This window comes from Kouleothrix sp. (assembly GCF_046328425.1).
GTDB lineage: Bacteria > Chloroflexota > Chloroflexia > Chloroflexales > Roseiflexaceae > Kouleothrix.
Window position 1 is genome coordinate 117,431 of sequence record NZ_JAXLWP010000010.1, and the last position, 14,266, is coordinate 131,696.

At 66.4% G+C, this 14,266-nt stretch carries 12 protein-coding genes; 3 read left to right on the forward strand and 9 right to left on the reverse strand.

What is annotated here, in order from left to right; genetic code table 11:
- Nucleotides 1-12: 12 nt before the first annotated feature.
- A complete protein-coding gene (locus tag U0177_RS11055) occupies nucleotides 13-1,176 on the reverse strand; it encodes a tRNA (adenosine(37)-N6)-threonylcarbamoyltransferase complex transferase subunit TsaD (protein WP_409570684.1) in 1,164 nt (387 codons plus the stop codon).
- A gap of 252 nt (nucleotides 1,177-1,428) precedes the next feature.
- Here U0177_RS11055 and U0177_RS11060 point away from each other — a divergent pair, with 252 nt between their 5' ends.
- Complete coding sequence (locus U0177_RS11060; RefSeq protein ID WP_409570685.1) at nucleotides 1,429-4,350, forward strand: N-acetylmuramoyl-L-alanine amidase; 2,922 nt, start codon at nucleotides 1,429-1,431, stop codon at nucleotides 4,348-4,350.
- 33 nt (nucleotides 4,351-4,383) lie between these two features.
- Here the strand turns inward: U0177_RS11060 and U0177_RS11065 are convergent, their stop codons facing one another.
- The 5 genes from U0177_RS11065 to U0177_RS11085 all read right to left on the reverse strand — a co-directional run bounded on the left by U0177_RS11065 (nucleotide 4,384) and on the right by U0177_RS11085 (nucleotide 7,910).
- Entirely contained in the window at nucleotides 4,384-5,514 is a 1,131-nt protein-coding gene (locus U0177_RS11065) for an NAD(P)/FAD-dependent oxidoreductase (protein ID WP_409570686.1), read from the reverse strand.
- Nucleotides 5,515-5,643: 129 nt separating this feature from the next.
- Nucleotides 5,644-6,030 carry an urease accessory protein UreD gene (locus U0177_RS11070; protein WP_409570687.1) on the reverse strand — a complete coding sequence of 129 codons (387 nt, stop codon included), beginning with the start codon at nucleotides 6,028-6,030 and terminating at the stop codon, nucleotides 5,644-5,646.
- Nucleotides 5,954-6,487, reverse strand: a complete 534-nt coding sequence (locus U0177_RS11075) for an urease accessory protein UreD (RefSeq protein ID WP_409570688.1) — start codon at nucleotides 6,485-6,487, stop codon at nucleotides 5,954-5,956. The genes U0177_RS11070 and U0177_RS11075 overlap by 77 nt, the downstream gene beginning before the upstream one ends.
- 3 nt (nucleotides 6,488-6,490) lie before the next feature.
- Nucleotides 6,491-7,168 carry an urease accessory protein UreG gene (ureG, locus tag U0177_RS11080; RefSeq protein ID WP_409570689.1) on the reverse strand — a complete coding sequence of 226 codons (678 nt, stop codon included), beginning with the start codon at nucleotides 7,166-7,168 and terminating at the stop codon, nucleotides 6,491-6,493.
- 31 nt (nucleotides 7,169-7,199) lie between these two features.
- On the reverse strand, nucleotides 7,200-7,910 hold the full coding sequence (locus U0177_RS11085) for an urease accessory protein UreF (protein ID WP_409570690.1): 711 nt from the start codon (nucleotides 7,908-7,910) through the stop codon (nucleotides 7,200-7,202).
- Between the two features lie 253 nt (nucleotides 7,911-8,163).
- Between U0177_RS11085 and cphA the strand changes: the two genes are divergently transcribed.
- Nucleotides 8,164-10,890, forward strand: coding sequence for a cyanophycin synthetase (gene cphA, locus U0177_RS11090; RefSeq protein WP_409570691.1), 2,727 nt, complete (start codon nucleotides 8,164-8,166; stop codon nucleotides 10,888-10,890).
- Nucleotides 10,891-10,939: 49 nt separating this feature from the next.
- On the opposite strand, the gene U0177_RS11095 is transcribed toward cphA, so the two are convergent.
- From U0177_RS11095 to U0177_RS11105, 3 genes are all read right to left on the reverse strand, one after another.
- The gene (locus U0177_RS11095) at nucleotides 10,940-11,191 is read right to left on the reverse strand and encodes a hypothetical protein (protein WP_409570692.1); all 252 of its coding nucleotides are present in this window, start codon (nucleotides 11,189-11,191) and stop codon (nucleotides 10,940-10,942) included.
- A complete protein-coding gene (locus U0177_RS11100; protein WP_409570693.1) occupies nucleotides 11,188-11,526 on the reverse strand; it encodes a type II toxin-antitoxin system RelE family toxin in 339 nt (112 codons plus the stop codon). The genes U0177_RS11095 and U0177_RS11100 overlap by 4 nt, the downstream gene beginning before the upstream one ends.
- 373 nt (nucleotides 11,527-11,899) lie before the next feature.
- A complete protein-coding gene (locus U0177_RS11105; RefSeq protein WP_409570694.1) occupies nucleotides 11,900-13,210 on the reverse strand; it encodes a pentapeptide repeat-containing protein in 1,311 nt (436 codons plus the stop codon).
- Between the two features lie 149 nt (nucleotides 13,211-13,359).
- Here U0177_RS11105 and U0177_RS11110 point away from each other — a divergent pair, with 149 nt between their 5' ends.
- Entirely contained in the window at nucleotides 13,360-14,265 is a 906-nt protein-coding gene (locus U0177_RS11110; RefSeq protein ID WP_409570695.1) for a hypothetical protein, read from the forward strand.
- The last annotated feature ends 1 nt before the right edge of the window (nucleotide 14,266 follow it).

Consider the following 14,266-nt stretch of genomic DNA (forward strand, 5'->3'; position numbering starts at 1 on the left):
CAAGCCGCCGCACTACGCGAAGCCAAGCGGCAGGTTTGGCCGCACGTCGAGATCCCAGCCGTTCTGGCGGCCTTCCTCGAAGCGGTAGAATGCCGCCGCCGCAATCATGGCGGCGTTGTCGGTGCAGAGCGCGATCGGCGGGCAGCGCACCGGTATGTGCGCGCGGCGCGCCAGCTCGGCGCGCAGCCGGGTGTTCGCCGCGACACCGCCGGCCAGCAAGATCTCGGTGGCGCCGTGGGCGCGCGCCGCGTCGACGGTTTTGGTCACCAGCACATCCACCACCGACTCTTGAAAGGCATACGCTAGCTGCGCGATGTGCCGCTCCGGCGGGCGCGGCGCGGCTGTGGTCGGCGGGGCCGGCGCGTCGGCGGGGCTTTTGCGCTGCGGAAGGTTCTTGGTGGCCACGCGCGCCTCGCGGTTCTGATGGCCCTGGATCTGGTGCAGCACCGCCGTCTTCAGCCCGCTAAACGAGAAATCGTAGCTGTCGCGCAGCCACGCGCGTGGCAGCGTTACGCCGCCGGGCGCCTGCGCGGCGGCCTGCTGTATCGCCGGCCCGCCGGGGACGCCAAGGCCCATGATCCGCGCCGCTTTATCGAACGCCTCGCCCGCCGCGTCGTCGCGCGTCTGCCCCAGCAGCCGGTAGCGCCCGTGGCCCTCGAGCAGCGCCAGCAGCGTGTGCCCGCCCGACACCACCAGCGCTACCAGCGGGAACTGCGGCTCGGGGGCTGGAGGTTGCGGCGCGGGAGCTGAGGGAGTGGCGCCTGCGGCTCCCGCATCGTGCTTTCCGCCCGCCAGCCAGTTCGCATAGATATGCGCCTCGATATGGTTCACCCCCACGAACGGCAGCTCGCGCGCCCAGGCGATCGCCTTGGCCGCGTTGAGGCCGGTGAGCAGCGCGCCCGCCAGCCCCGGCCCATACGTGGCAGCCACCGCGCCAACCGCATCCCAGCCGCCCGGCAGCTGCGCCAGCGCCGCCTCGACCACCGCAGGGATCGCCAGCACGTGCTGGCGCGACGCCACCTCGGGCACGACCCCGCCATAGCGCCGGTGAATGTCGATCTGCGAGGCCACGATATTCGCCACGATCGTGCGCCCGCCGCGCACGATCGCCGCGGCCGTCTCGTCGCACGATGTTTCGAGCGCCAGAATGGTAAGCTCGGCTGAAGGCTCAGGCATGGTATTCCCGATCAGTACGTACTGGCCGAATTGTACCATTTCGGCTGCGAACCATGACAGTTCGGTTACAGCGGCCAGCCTGCGTTTAGCTCTTTGGTATCGGCTATTGTACCACGGCGGGCGCGCGGCGGCTCGCCATCTTCATGAATCTATCAGCTGGATCTCAGCTTTGTCATTTTTGGGGTAGGTACTATAAGAGCTAAAAGATCGCTCTCCTTCCCGATTCGCGCTGTTCCCTGAGGAGATCCACCCATGCGCCAGCGGCTACTTTTCATCACACTGTTTGCTATCGCGCTCTGCGCTCTGTACCTGGCGCCTGCCAGGTTCTCGCGCGCCCAGGACGACCCCAACCGCGGCGTGCCCGACCAGGTGCTGCTGACGCCGGGTCTAGGCCCCGATCTTCCCGGCCCCGACGCGCGCACAGCCGCGGCCGCCGACTACCTTTCGCCGCCAATGGCCGCCGCGCGCCCGTTCACGCATATGCTGCTGCGCCGCGAGGCCAGCGTGCCCGAAGGCGCCGCCATTGAGCTCGAGGTGCGCGCCTTGGGCGATGGCGCTAGCTGGACCGACTGGGTGGCGGTGGAGGAGAACGACGACCTGTGGAGCGAGGCCGATGGCCCGGATGTAGCCTGGAGCCAGACGATCGCGGTAGGCGGCAGCGCCCAGCTGTGGCAGGTGCGCGCACACTACACGCCCGCGCCCGGCGGCGCTCTGCCCACGCTGCGCGCCATCCAGGTCAACACCGTCGACGCCAGCGCCCCGCCGCCCGCCGCCGAGCCTGGGCCGCCGGCCGCGCCCAATGCCGTGGCTCCGCCCGAGCCAAGCGCCGAGCCGTCGGCCATTGGCAAGCCCTCCGTCGTCTCGCGCACCGCCTGGGGTTCGCCCGACGGCCAGGGCAGCCGCGTCAAGCCGTACTACTACCCGGTGAACCATATGGTGGTGCACCACACCGCCGACAGCAATACGCTTACCGGCGGCGAGCAGAGCTGGAGCGACCGTGTGCGCGCCGAGTGGGCCTTCCACACCTACAGCCGCGGCTGGGGCGACGTTGGCTACAACTACCTGATCGACCCCAACGGCACGATCTACGAGGGGCGTGCCGGCGGCGACGACGCGGTGGCGTTTCACGACACCGCCAACTATGGCTCGATGGGCGTGGTGCTGATCGGCACCTACGCCAATGTGCCGCCGACCCAGGCCGCGCAGGATGCGCTCGTGCGCCTGCTGGCCTGGAAAGCATCGCAGAAAGGTATCGATCCGCTCGGCAGCTCGTACTACTATGGCTGCGATATCTCGTCGTACTGCCGGCCGTATAACGCCGGCGCGACGGTGCTGAATATCGCCGGCCACCGCCAGGTGACGCCTGGCCACACCACATGCCCAGGCGACCAGACGATCGCCTACCTGCCGGGCATCCGCGACCGGGTGAAGCGCATGGTCAGCGACGGCGGCGCCGATAGCGCCGACCTGATCGTCGACGACCTCGAGCAAAGCTTCGCGCGCAGCCCGGTCGACTGGCACGAGGCCGGCTGTGGCTACAACGGCCATACCTACTGGACCTACGCCACCGATGGCGCGCCCGAGAATAGCGCGACCTGGCGGCCAACCCTGCCGAGCGCCGGGCGCTACCGCGTGTTTGTGCACATTCCGCAGGGTTGTGGCCTAGGCACCTCGCCCTACGCCAGCGGCCAGGCGCTCTACCGCATCCACTCGGCCGAGGGCAACGCCACCCGCACGGTCGACCACAACACCGCCAGCAGCTGGGTGGACATCGGCGCCTACCAGTTTAATGCCGGCAGCGACGGCGCGGTCGAGCTGTACGACAACACCGGCGAGCCGCTGAGCGCCGGCAAGGTGCTGTTTTTCGACGCGATCAAGTGGGAGCCCCACAGCTCGGTGACGGGCGCGCAGCTCACCAAGGTGGCATTTGAGCGCACCGCGCTGGCCAGCGGCGAGCTGCTGAAGGTGGCGCTGACGATCCGCAACACCGGCACCACCACCCTGCACGGCCAGGCGCCGCGCGTCGACCCGACCGCCGGCGGCGGGCTGAACAATCCCAACAACGGCTATGTCTACGACCAGGACGAGTGCTTCGTCGGCAATAGCCAGAGCAGCTACCCGAGCTTCCCGAAAGAAGACGACCGCGTGCGCGTGGTGCTGGGCTGGGCCGGCTGGGACAAGCGCGCCAACAATAGCTGCGCCGGCGCCACCAGCGATTACCCCTGGCGCTGGGGCCTGAGCGCCGACCTCGCGCCGAACCAGGAGCAGACGATCGTCGGCTATGTGCGCTTCCGCGACGCTGGCTCCTACACGCTTCAGGCCGGCATTGTGCAGGAAAACGTGCAGTACCTGGCGCAGGGTGTGTCGCCGACTGCCATTCAGGTCAGCGGCGAGAAGATTGCGCCGGTGGCGGCCAGCTACGACTCGAGCCTGCGGCCGCTGGCGCAGGTGTACCAGCTCGGCGGCATCCCCGACAACTTCCTGGCGCGCACGCGCAACCCGCTGTCGATCCCGCGCGGCCAGTATGTCGGCAGCTTCGCTTGGGATGGCGCCTGGATCAACTGGGGCGAGGGCGGCCCGCTGGGACTGACCGACCAGTTTCTGATCGAGCAGACCCGTAGCTTCTACGCGGCGGCTGGCGGCACCTACACCTTCCGCACCAGCAGCGACGACGGCTCGTGGCTGTGGGTCGACGGCAAGCCGGTGGTGGTGAATAACGGCCTGCATGCCGACGCGGCCGCCACCGGGCAGATCGACCTGGCCCCCGGCGTGCACGTGCTGTCGTTCAAGTATTTCGAGCGCACCGGCGACGCCTCGGCTGGCTACGACGTCCAGGCGCCCGGCGACACGCAATTCCGCACGCTGCCCGACGCGCTAGGCGGCGGCGCGGTGAGCTTCGGCGGCACGTTCGCCGACGCGCCCTGGCTGCGCGTGCCCGCCGACGACCAGGGCGGCAAGGGCGTCGATCACATCCACTGGAGCTGGGATGGCGCCAGCTGGAACGACACGCCCGGCGCGCTGCTCGACCTGGGGCGGCTCGCCAATGGTGGCTACACCCTGCGCTACCAGGCCGTCGATGGCGCGGGCAATGCCGGGCCGCAGCAGACGCTCGCATTCAGCGTGAATACTAACCTGACGGTGCGGCGTGTGTATCTGCCGGTGGTATTCAAGTAGGCCGGAAGCTACTGCGGGGCGGCTCAGCCGTGCTCACGCGCTGAACCGCCCCGCGCCAAACGCCGCAATCGCGCCCGCGTCGCCCGCGCCGCGCATGATCTCGGCCAGCAGCTTGCCGCTATATGGCCCGAGCTGCAGGCCGTGCGGGCCATGCCCGGTGGCTACATATGCGCCGCGCAGGCCCGGCAGCGCCCCGAGGATCGGCAGCCCATCGGCGCTGGCAGGCCGCAGCCCCACCCGCACCTCGGCGAGCCGCGCTGCCGCAAGCCCCGGCGCCAGCCGTAGCGCTTCGGCCAGCACCGTCTGCACGCCAGCCACGCTGGTGTGCGCCGCGAAGCCGCTGCCGCGCTCGCGGGTGGCGCCGGCCACCACCCGCCCGCCCGGCCACGCCACAATATAGTGCCCGCGAAACCCACACACCACCGGCCACTCGCCGGTGTCGGCGCCAGGCAGCTGCAGGTGCGCGATCTGGCCGCGCTGCGGCTCGATCGGTAGCGTAATCCCCAGTGGCGCGGCAAGCTCGGGCGTCCACGCGCCGCCGGCAACCGCCACTGTCCCGGCGGCAATCCGCTCGCCGCCTGCCTCAACTCCTTCGGCGGCGCCCTCGCGCACCAGCAGCCGATCGACGCTCTGCGCGCGCACCTCAAGCCCACGCGCCTCGGCCGCGCGCCGCAGCGCCTCGGCCAGCATCCGGCCGTCGACGCGCGCGCCGCGTGGGTAGAACATTGCCTGCTGAACCGAGGCCAGCGCTGGGAAGCGCCGCCGCGCTTCGTCGGTCGCCAGCTCGTGCGGCGCGTAGGCTGCAGATGCGCCAGAGCGCGGGCGCGCCAGCTCGGCCCCGTGCGCGGCCGCGAACGGCGCAAGCTCGTCGGCGTCGAGCGCTACCGTCAGCTGGCCGCAGCGCGCGAAGCCGGTGTCGCCGTCCTGCTCGGCGGCTAGCTGGGCCACCAGCTGCGGGTAGTAGTCGTTCGCCGCCAGCGCCATCTCGAACAGCGCGTCCGGCGTATGCTCGCTTAGCTCGGGCGTAAGGATGCCGGCGCCCGCGTCGGTGGCACGCCCGGCGTCGGTTCGGTCGAGCAGCAGCGTGCGCGCGCCGCCGCGCACCAGGTGGTATGCCAGCGACGCGCCGACAACCCCGCCGCCGATCACAATTGCGTCGTACATTGCTCCCTCTCAGCACACAACAATCGCAGTCGGCGCGATCGTACCACGGAAACGCGCGCGCGGCGACGGCCAGTGGGCCATCGCCGCGCCGAAGCGGGTGTGCCGGCGATCATGCGGGCCTACCGGATGCTAAACTTGCCGAGCACCATCAGAGCCCGCAATGGCTGTGGCCTGCGCGTGGAGGCGCGCCAGCGCCTGGTGCACCGCGCTGGGCGATGCGCCGAGCATACGCACCAGCACGCCGGCCGCGTTCGGCAGCACCGTCACGCCGACGCGCGGGTCGTCGGCGGGGTGCAGCGCCGCCGCCAGCCGCTCGGCGTCGGGCATGTCGCCGAGCAGAAACAGGCTTCCCGGCACCGGCGTGTCGGCGGGCAGCGGCGGCTGGTCGCGCTCGGGCTCGAGCAGCGCGCGCTCGGCCACCAGCAGGCGCCCGCTCGTATCACACACCTCCAGCCGCGACTCGTAGCGCGCAACCGCGCAGCACTCGCCGCGCGCCAGCCGGCCAGGCGCCAACACGTCGAAAGCGCGAGCCGCGCGCCGGGCGCAGGGTAGCGGTTGTGGTGCGCTGGGCGAAGCGCGCGCCGCCGAAGAGGATCAGCGGCTGGGCCAGCCATTCGAGCTGGGCGCCCGCGCCAAGCGTAAGCGCGAGCGCGTGCGCGGCGTCGCCGCTGGGCATGCGGTATACCTGCGTAGCCGCGGCCATGTGTACGCGCGCCCGCGCGCCCGCGCCGAGCGACACGCGCATCTCGGCGCGGTCGCCGGCCAGCACGCCGCCGAGGTGCAGCAGCGTGAAGCTGGCGGCGCCTGGCGCCTCGGGCGCGTCGTAGCGCACCCGCGAGAGCTGCAGCGGCGGGCTGGCGAACGCCAGGCGCGGGCGCGTCGTCGCGCCGTCGCGCCACAGCTCAAGCTCCAGCCGGCCAGCCTGGCGCGGCGCGGCGCTGGCTGCTTCTGGCGTATGGTCGGCCGTCTGCACGGCTCAGGCGGTTGGCGCGCCAAGCAGCGCGCGCTCGATCGCGTCCAGCACTTCGGCCACACCCGCGCCGCTGCGGCAGTTGGTGAACAGAAACGGCCGCGCGCCGCGCACCAGCCGCGAGTCGCGCTCCATCACTTCTAGGCTCGCGCCGACGTGCGGCGCCAGGTCGGTCTTGTTGATCACCAGCAGGTCGGCCTGGATCAGGCCGGGGCCGCGCTTGCGCGGGATCTTGTCGCCGCCGGCCACATCGATCACGAAAACAAAGAAGTCGACCAGCGCGCGGCTAAAGCTGAGCGTCAGGTTATCGCCGCCGCTCTCGAGCAGCAGAATGCTGGCGTCGGGGTAGCGCGCCTCGAGCTCGGCCGCCGCCGCCAGGTTCATGGTCGGGTCGTCGCGCACTGCGGTGTGCGGGCAAGCTCCCGTCTCGACGCCGACCACGCGCTCGGGGTCGAGCGTGCCGGCCAGGGTGCGGCGCACGTGCTCGGCGTCCTCGCGCGTCACAATGTCGTTGGTGATCACCAGCGGCGCGCGGCCGCGGCCGATCAGCAGTGGCACCAGCGCCTCGATCAGCGCCGTCTTGCCCGAGCCGACCGGCCCGCCGATGCCGACGCGCGGGATGCGGCCGTGTCGCCCGCGCGGCGGCAGCGGGTCGGCGTGTACGTGGGGGTGGCTGTGTTCCATGGTGCTTCCTGTTGGGCAGGCGCCGGCGGCGCTAGCTGGCGAACATATGCATCTCGGCGTAGCGGTGGCGGAACTGCTGCACGTCGATCTGCGGCGCGAAGCCGCCGATGTCGTGCCAGTGGCTGTGGCGGTGCGCGTCGGCGGCGGCGGCGATTGCCGGCTGGGCGCCTAGCAGCAGCGCCTGGGCGTCGGCGTGGTCGATCGCGCCAAGCCGTAGCGCCGCGCCCAGCAGGCTCACGGCGAAGGTGTGCAGCTCGATCAGCGCGGCGGTGTCTTCGTCCAGGCCGGCGGCCGCGCCCAGCAGCGCCAGCGCCAGCGCCTGGTGGCCGGGTGCGCGCCCGGCGGCCACCAGCGCGGCGTACTCGGCCAGCAGCGGGCTCGGGTAAAGCTCGCGGCCAAGCAGCAGCACGCGCCCGCCGCAGCGCCGCGAGGCCGCGCGCGGCTCGGCCGCGAGCTTGCCGGCGTCGAGGCGCGCGTCGATCGCGGCTACCAGCCCGATGTCATTGGCGTGGGCCGCGCGCACGGCCCAGCGCGCCGCCAGGCCATCGGCCGGGCCGGCGGTGTGGCGCAGGTAGCTCGCCAGCAGCGGGGCGACCTGCGCCGGCCCGGCTACGCCCGCGCTCACAAACGCTTCCATGCCGTGCGATTGGGTGTACAGCCCGCTGGGGAAGAATGAGTCGGCCAGCTGCAGCGCCGCGAGCAGGCTCGTTGCGGCCAGCGGCGCCGCGCTATTCGCGATCATACGTTCTCGCTAGGCATGCTTCAGCTCACCGGATTTCGGCTTGCGGCTGTACGGGCGCGATATTGGTGCAATCTCTGCGGTGGCACGCCGGGCCGCAGATTTGAGGCGCGCGACCCCGCCGCCGGCCAGCTAGTGCGCTGGAGCGCCTGGCCGAGCAGCCTCCGCATTGTACCACGCCCCGGCCGCAGCAGCGCGACACGCGCGAAAGCAAGTATGGTACAATCGCCGCCACAGCATCCCAAAGGAGAAAACAATGCGCGTGCGTGAAACTCGAGTATATCGCGGGCCGAGCCCGTATGGCTATCGCCCGGTGATCCGCCTGACGGTTGACCTGGAGGAGCTTGAGCGGCACCCCTCGGGCGAGATCCCACAGTTCAACGAGCGGCTGCTGGCGCTCATCCCGACACTGAGCGAGCACGGCTGCTCGTATGGCGTGCCGGGTGGCTTTGTGCGGCGGCTCGCCGATCAGAACGACGACGGCAGCCGTGGCACCTGGCTCGGTCATGTCGTCGAGCACGTGGCGATCGAGCTGCAGTGCCTGGCCGGCACGCCGGTGACATACGGCAAGACGCGATCGGTGCCGGGGCAGCCCGGCGTCTACTATGTGATCTTCTCGTTCACCGAAGAGCAGGTTGGCCTCGACGCCGGCGAGCTGGCGATCACGCTGGTGCGCAGCCTGCTGCCGCCCGATATGCCCAGCGCGCTCCCGGCCGACCAGGCCGCCGGCTTCCATTTCGCGCGCGCGCTGGAGCGGCTGATCGAGCGCGCCCAGGAGATCGCGCTCGGCCCCACCACCGCCTCGCTGGTCGAGGAGGCGCGCCGCCGCGATATTCCGGCCATCCGGCTCGACACCAACAGCCTGGTGCAGCTCGGCTGGGGCAAGTACCAGCAGCGCATCCGCGCCTCGGTGACGGGCAAAACCAGCAATATCGCCGTGGAGACCGCCAGCGACAAAGAGCTGACGATCAAGCTGCTCGGCGATGTCGGCATTCCCGTGCCGCGCCACCAGCTCGCGCGCAGCGCCGACGAGGCGGTGGCGATCGCCGAGCGCATCGGCTACCCGGTGGTGACCAAGCCGCTCGACGTGAGCCACGGCCGTGGCGTGTCGATCCGCCTGACTACGGCCGACGAGGTGCGGCGCGGCTTTGAGGCCGCCGCCGAGTATACCCGCTCGGTGCTGGTCGAGACGTTTCTGGCCGGCAAGGACTACCGGGTGCTGGTGATCGACGGCAAGGTTGTCGCGGTGGCCGAGCGCGTGCCGGCGCACGTGGTCGGCGACGGCGAGCATACGATCGCCGAGCTGATCGAGATCGTCAACCGCGATCCGCGCCGCGGCATCGGGCACGAGAAGGTGCTGACGCGCATCAAGATCAACCACCAGTCCGAGCTGCTGCTGGCGCGCGCCGGCTACTCGCTCGGCACGGTGCTGAAGGCCGGCGAGGTGTTCTCCCTGGCGGCCACCGCCAACCTCAGCACCGGCGGCACCGCGATCGACCGCACCACCGAGATCCACTACGAGACGCGCGAGATCGCCCGGCGCGCCGCGCTGGTGATCGGCCTCGACATCGCCGGCATCGACATTATCACGCCCGACATCACCCAGCCGCTGCGCGAAGTCGGCGGCGGCATCGTCGAGGTGAACGCCGGCCCCGGCTTCCGCATGCACCTGCAGCCCAGCGAAGGCCAGGCGCGCAACGTCGCCCGGCCGGTGATCGACATGCTCTTCCCGCCGCGCACGCCGGCGCGCATCCCACTGGTGGCGCTCACCGGCACCAACGGCAAAACCACAACGGCGCGTATGGTCGCGCATATTCTGAAGATGAACGGCGAGCGCGTGGGCCTCACCACCACCGACGGCATCTACATCGACGGGCAGCTGTACATGCGCGGCGACATGACCGGCCCGTGGAGCGCGCGCGTGGTGCTGAAAGACCCGACCGTCGACTCGGCCGTACTCGAGACGGCGCGCGGCGGCATTCTGCGCGAGGGATTGGGCTTCGACCGCTGCGACGTCGGCGCGGTGCTGAACGTGTCGTCGGATCACCTGGGGCTGCGCGGCGTCGATACGCTCGAGCAGCTGGCCGAAGTCAAGCGCCTGCTTGTCGAGGTGGTGCGCGACAACGGCGCCTCGGTGTTGAATGCCGACGACCCGCTGGTGGCGGCGATGGCCGAGCACGCCGAGGGCCGGGTGGTGTACTTCAGCATGCACGGCGGCGAGGGCGCCAGCCAGCTGGTGAAGAACCATATCGCCGAGGGCGGCACGGCGGTGGTGCTGCAGCCCGGCGTGCGCGGCGAGATGCTGGCGATCTATGATGCCGAGCAGTATATTCCGCTGCTGTGGACGCACCTGATCCCGGCGACGCTCGAGGGCAAGGCGCTGCACAACGTGGCCAACGCGCTGGCGGCGGCGGCGGTCTGCTACGCGCGCGGCGTTTCGGTCGAGAACATCCGCCAGGGCCTGCGCACCTTCGCCACCAGCTTCTACCTCACGCCTGGCCGCCTGAATGTGTTCGACGAGTACGCCTTCCGCGTGATCGTCGACTACGCCCACAACCCGGCGGCGCTGGCCGCGCTGAGCGACCTCGTCGGACGACTGCGGCCGAACTACCGCCGCACTATCGGCGTGATCGCCGCGCCCGGCGACCGGCGCGACCAGGACATCCGCGCGTTCGGTGCAATCGCCGGCAAGACGTTCGACCTGCTGGTGATCAAAGAGGACAACGACCGGCGCGGCCGCGAGGTCGGCTCGATCGCTGAGCTGCTGCACGATGCCGCGCGCGAGGTCGGCATGCCGCCCGACCGCATGATCACTGTGCTCGACGAGCTCGAGGCTACGCGCCACGCGCTGCGCCTTGCCGAGCCCGACGACCTCGTAGTGATCTGCGCTGATGAGATCACAGCAGTATGGAAGGAAGTCATCTACTATCTGCCGCGCAACACGCGCGGCGGCACGACCGCGCAGTCGCCGATGCCGCACTAACGCCAACAAGCTTTGGGGGCGGCTGTGCTGCCCCCGAATGCATTCCTGGCTACTCGGTCAGGCCAAGGCGCCGCTTCACCTCATCAAGCGGAAGCGTGCGCGCCTGCCGAGCGCGCTCTTCGAGCAGCGCCATGAGTTTCTCGTTCTGGCGCGTCTGGGCAACTTCGATATCGAAATCATCGACCGCGCTCAGCAAGAACTCGCGGCCATCAGCCAACCGCACCACCACATCTTCGTCATTCGCTTGATCGAGTAGGGCAGTCAGATCGATCGTCGGATTCGAGAGATTGATCGTTTTCACAGCATGTACTCCTCGCCGTGGATAAACAATGTGTTGCCTTGCTTATACCCCACGGCGATGATCTTGACCACTGAGCGAGTTGTATCTACGTCGTAGAAAATGCGATATGGGACAATTCGCAGCTCCCATTCGGCAAGCTTATTCGGGCGCAATTGCTTTCTATTGCGGGTCAGAGTCGCTGGCTGGTGCGAAAGCTGTTCTTCAATAGCGGCGATGATGTGTCGTCGGTCGAATGCGCGTAGCTGCTCGATATCTTCGATTGCCTCTGGCGTGAACTCGATCTCGAACATCAGCGTAGCGCCCTCTTTCATCGTTGGCAGCCATGTGAAGAGCATTATACACCACCAGATCCCTACTCATCAGCCGGTTGCGGCGCTTCCAACGCTGGCGCTCACTGTTCATCAGTAGCTTCACCCACGGTACGTTCAGCAGGATGTCGCTCTTGTGGGCCTCAAAGCATTCCGCGCAGTAGTACGCCGGCACGCCACCGATACGTCGATGCACTGCCTTCTCGTCGCAGATGCAGCAGATGTTGCCGTCCTCAAGCAGTGCCACGCTGGTCTCCTTTGCACACACAAAAGGGCCGCCCCCTTGCGGAGACGACCCTCTCGTATTAGGTTTTGCAGGCACAAAAAGACCGCCCCGATCAAGGACGGTCGCTCGTGTCTATACTTATTATAGCACCTTTACCTGTAGGATTCGGGAGACTTACTTTTCTGGTGTTTTCGGTGCCGCTTCGTGCTTTGCTGTATTGTCGTTCTGCGGAGTTGCTCTGGCTTCTGGCGCTGGTGGAAGATGCATGCCAAAGGGCAGTTTCGCGTCTTTCAGTGAACGAGCCTGTGCGAGCTGTTCAGCCGTCACCTTGCAATCGAACTGAAGGTTTGCTTCGATTAAGATCGCATCCCTCAAGTCTGCTCCAAGTAGGTTCGCTTTTTGTAGGTCCGCCCCTCGTAGATCTACTCCGGTTAATTTCGCTTCTCGTAGGTCTGTTCCTCGTAGGTCTGTTCCAACCAAGTTAGCCACTCGCAGATTCATACACCGTAGGTTCGCTTGGAACAAGCTGGCTTCTCGCAGATCCGTCCCTTTCAAGTCTGCATAAAATAGGTTAGCAGCCTGGAGATCCGCCACTCGCAAGTCTGCCTCTCGTAAGCTCGCCTCCCGTAAGTTCGCCTCTCGCAAAAGTGCGCCCTGTAAGTTCGCTTTATATAGATATGCCTTTTCTAAGTTGGCCCCATCTAAATTGGTTCTACTCAAGGTCGCGCCGCTTAGCTCAGCTCCCTTCAGAAATGTCCCGCTCAGGCTGGCTCCGCTGAGATCAGTTCCAGCCAAGTATGCCTCGTTCAGGTCGGCATCGCTCAGGTTCACTCCGCTCAGAATTGCTCCATTCAGCATGGCTTTAGGTAAGTGCGCTAGCGTTAGGTCTGCCCCCTCTAAAGATACAATTGCAGACATGCTGCTCAGTGTTGTTTTATTGTCTAGCTTGATGCTTCCGATAAGATTTGCCTCATAGAGAAATTGAAGTACAGTGGCCTTTCTCAAGCCATCTAGCACCCGGAGCACCGTCAGCGTTCTCGCCCGTGCGATGCTCCGTACCTCGTCATCAGGTTGAGATGTTCGCAGCTTTTCGTGCAGTAACAGTTGAGTTATCTGGTCAAGGTATGATTGCAGTGCGGCGTCCTGTGCCCGATCGTCTTCAATCTTGCGAGCTTCTGCCTCACGTCGCTCTTGAAGTTGAAGGGCATAGCGGTTCTCGGAGCGCGTCAACCAATAGCCGCCGACCGCCAGCACCAACGGTACAAGGAGAAGCTGAAGCCAATCCCACAGCGTCTTTGCAGGCTGGTAGACCACAACAGGAGTGATTGCGGCGTTTGGTGGTATAGGATCAGCAGCGAAGCCCGTCCAGCTGGGAAACAGAGCAGCAAAGTATGCAGCGGCGACAATGCTGGCGATGCAGGCGATGATTATCCCCGCTATGCCTAGGCGAACGAGTACCCCCAGGAGACGTTTCCATAGCTGCATATGTACCTCTGCTGCGTGATTGTTGTTAGGCTATTATATACTTTACGCGAAGCAGAGGTAAAGGTTTCTATAGGCTATCGCCGAACGTCACTTGAACGGATATGCTATAATAGGGCGGCGACAATCAACCTTACTTACGCCCTAGCCTGATGAACCTTAGCGGCTCAGTTATCCGAATAGTCGTCCTCGCGCTGCCCGGCATCATCAGCGCGTTGTTGTATTGGCGACTGCGTGGCCGATCAGAGCATAAAGACTGGGAAGACTTCCTTCTCATTGGGTTGTTCTCGTTTTTCATATATCTCGTTTACGGCGCTGGGATAAACCTCCTCGCCCGCCTCGGCTTTTCTGTGTACCCTCCGAAGGCTTTTGAAGCACTCACAGACGATAAATTAGCAATACCGTGGGGCGAGATACCAGAAGCTACTCTGATAGGCGTAGTGATAGCGGTTCTTGCTGCGTATGCGGATAAGTATAATCTAGTCGGCAAGTTCGGTTATAGGATAGGGGCAAGCAGTCGTTTACACGATAAGGAGCTGTGGCATACTTTCCTGGCACAACCCAACCAGGGATGGGTTTATGTAAGGGACCATAAATTACAACTTGTATACTATGGCTGGTTATTTCAGTATTCAGATGCAGATAAGGACAGAGAGCTTGTATTGCGGGATGTCAAAGTCTATTCCGAACAGGGTCACTTGTATACAAGTCCACTGATGTATATTTCAAGAGACAAACACGACTTAACAATTGAGTTTACTCCAACTATGTCGCCCGTCACTAATAACACTCACTTGGAGGATGAAAAAATGAGTGATAACCAGAACCAGAGCCCCGCAGTCAAGGTAATTGCTCCCGTCATAACCCAAGACGTAACCCCTGATTTCATAAAGAGCCACCAGAACCCAGCACAACAAACGCCACGCCCAGCCGCAGAGCCGGTGGTGGCGACCGTACAGGCGGCACCAGCAGCGGCAGCACCAGCAGCCGCTGCGCAGCCAGCGTCGCCCGCCGCGCAGCCGGCAGCTCAACAGACGAACGGGAATGGCAAGGAATAGC

What these genes read in the sequence shown, in the direction of transcription:
- U0177_RS11055 (WP_409570684.1), bottom strand. Translation starts at nt 1,176, where the DNA reads ATGCCTGAGCCTTCAGCCGAGCTTACCATTCTGGCGCTCGAAACATCG.
- U0177_RS11060 (WP_409570685.1), top strand. Translation starts at nt 1,429, where the DNA reads ATGCGCCAGCGGCTACTTTTCATCACACTGTTTGCTATCGCGCTCTGC.
- U0177_RS11065 (WP_409570686.1), bottom strand. Translation starts at nt 5,514, where the DNA reads ATGTACGACGCAATTGTGATCGGCGGCGGGGTTGTCGGCGCGTCGCTG.
- ureG (WP_409570689.1), bottom strand. Translation starts at nt 7,168, where the DNA reads ATGGAACACAGCCACCCCCACGTACACGCCGACCCGCTGCCGCCGCGC.
- U0177_RS11085 (WP_409570690.1), bottom strand. Translation starts at nt 7,910, where the DNA reads ATGATCGCGAATAGCGCGGCGCCGCTGGCCGCAACGAGCCTGCTCGCG.
- cphA (WP_409570691.1), top strand. Translation starts at nt 8,164, where the DNA reads ATGCGCGTGCGTGAAACTCGAGTATATCGCGGGCCGAGCCCGTATGGC.
- U0177_RS11100 (WP_409570693.1), bottom strand. Translation starts at nt 11,526, where the DNA reads ATGCTCTTCACATGGCTGCCAACGATGAAAGAGGGCGCTACGCTGATG.
- U0177_RS11105 (WP_409570694.1), bottom strand. Translation starts at nt 13,210, where the DNA reads ATGCAGCTATGGAAACGTCTCCTGGGGGTACTCGTTCGCCTAGGCATA.
- U0177_RS11110 (WP_409570695.1), top strand. Translation starts at nt 13,360, where the DNA reads ATGAACCTTAGCGGCTCAGTTATCCGAATAGTCGTCCTCGCGCTGCCC.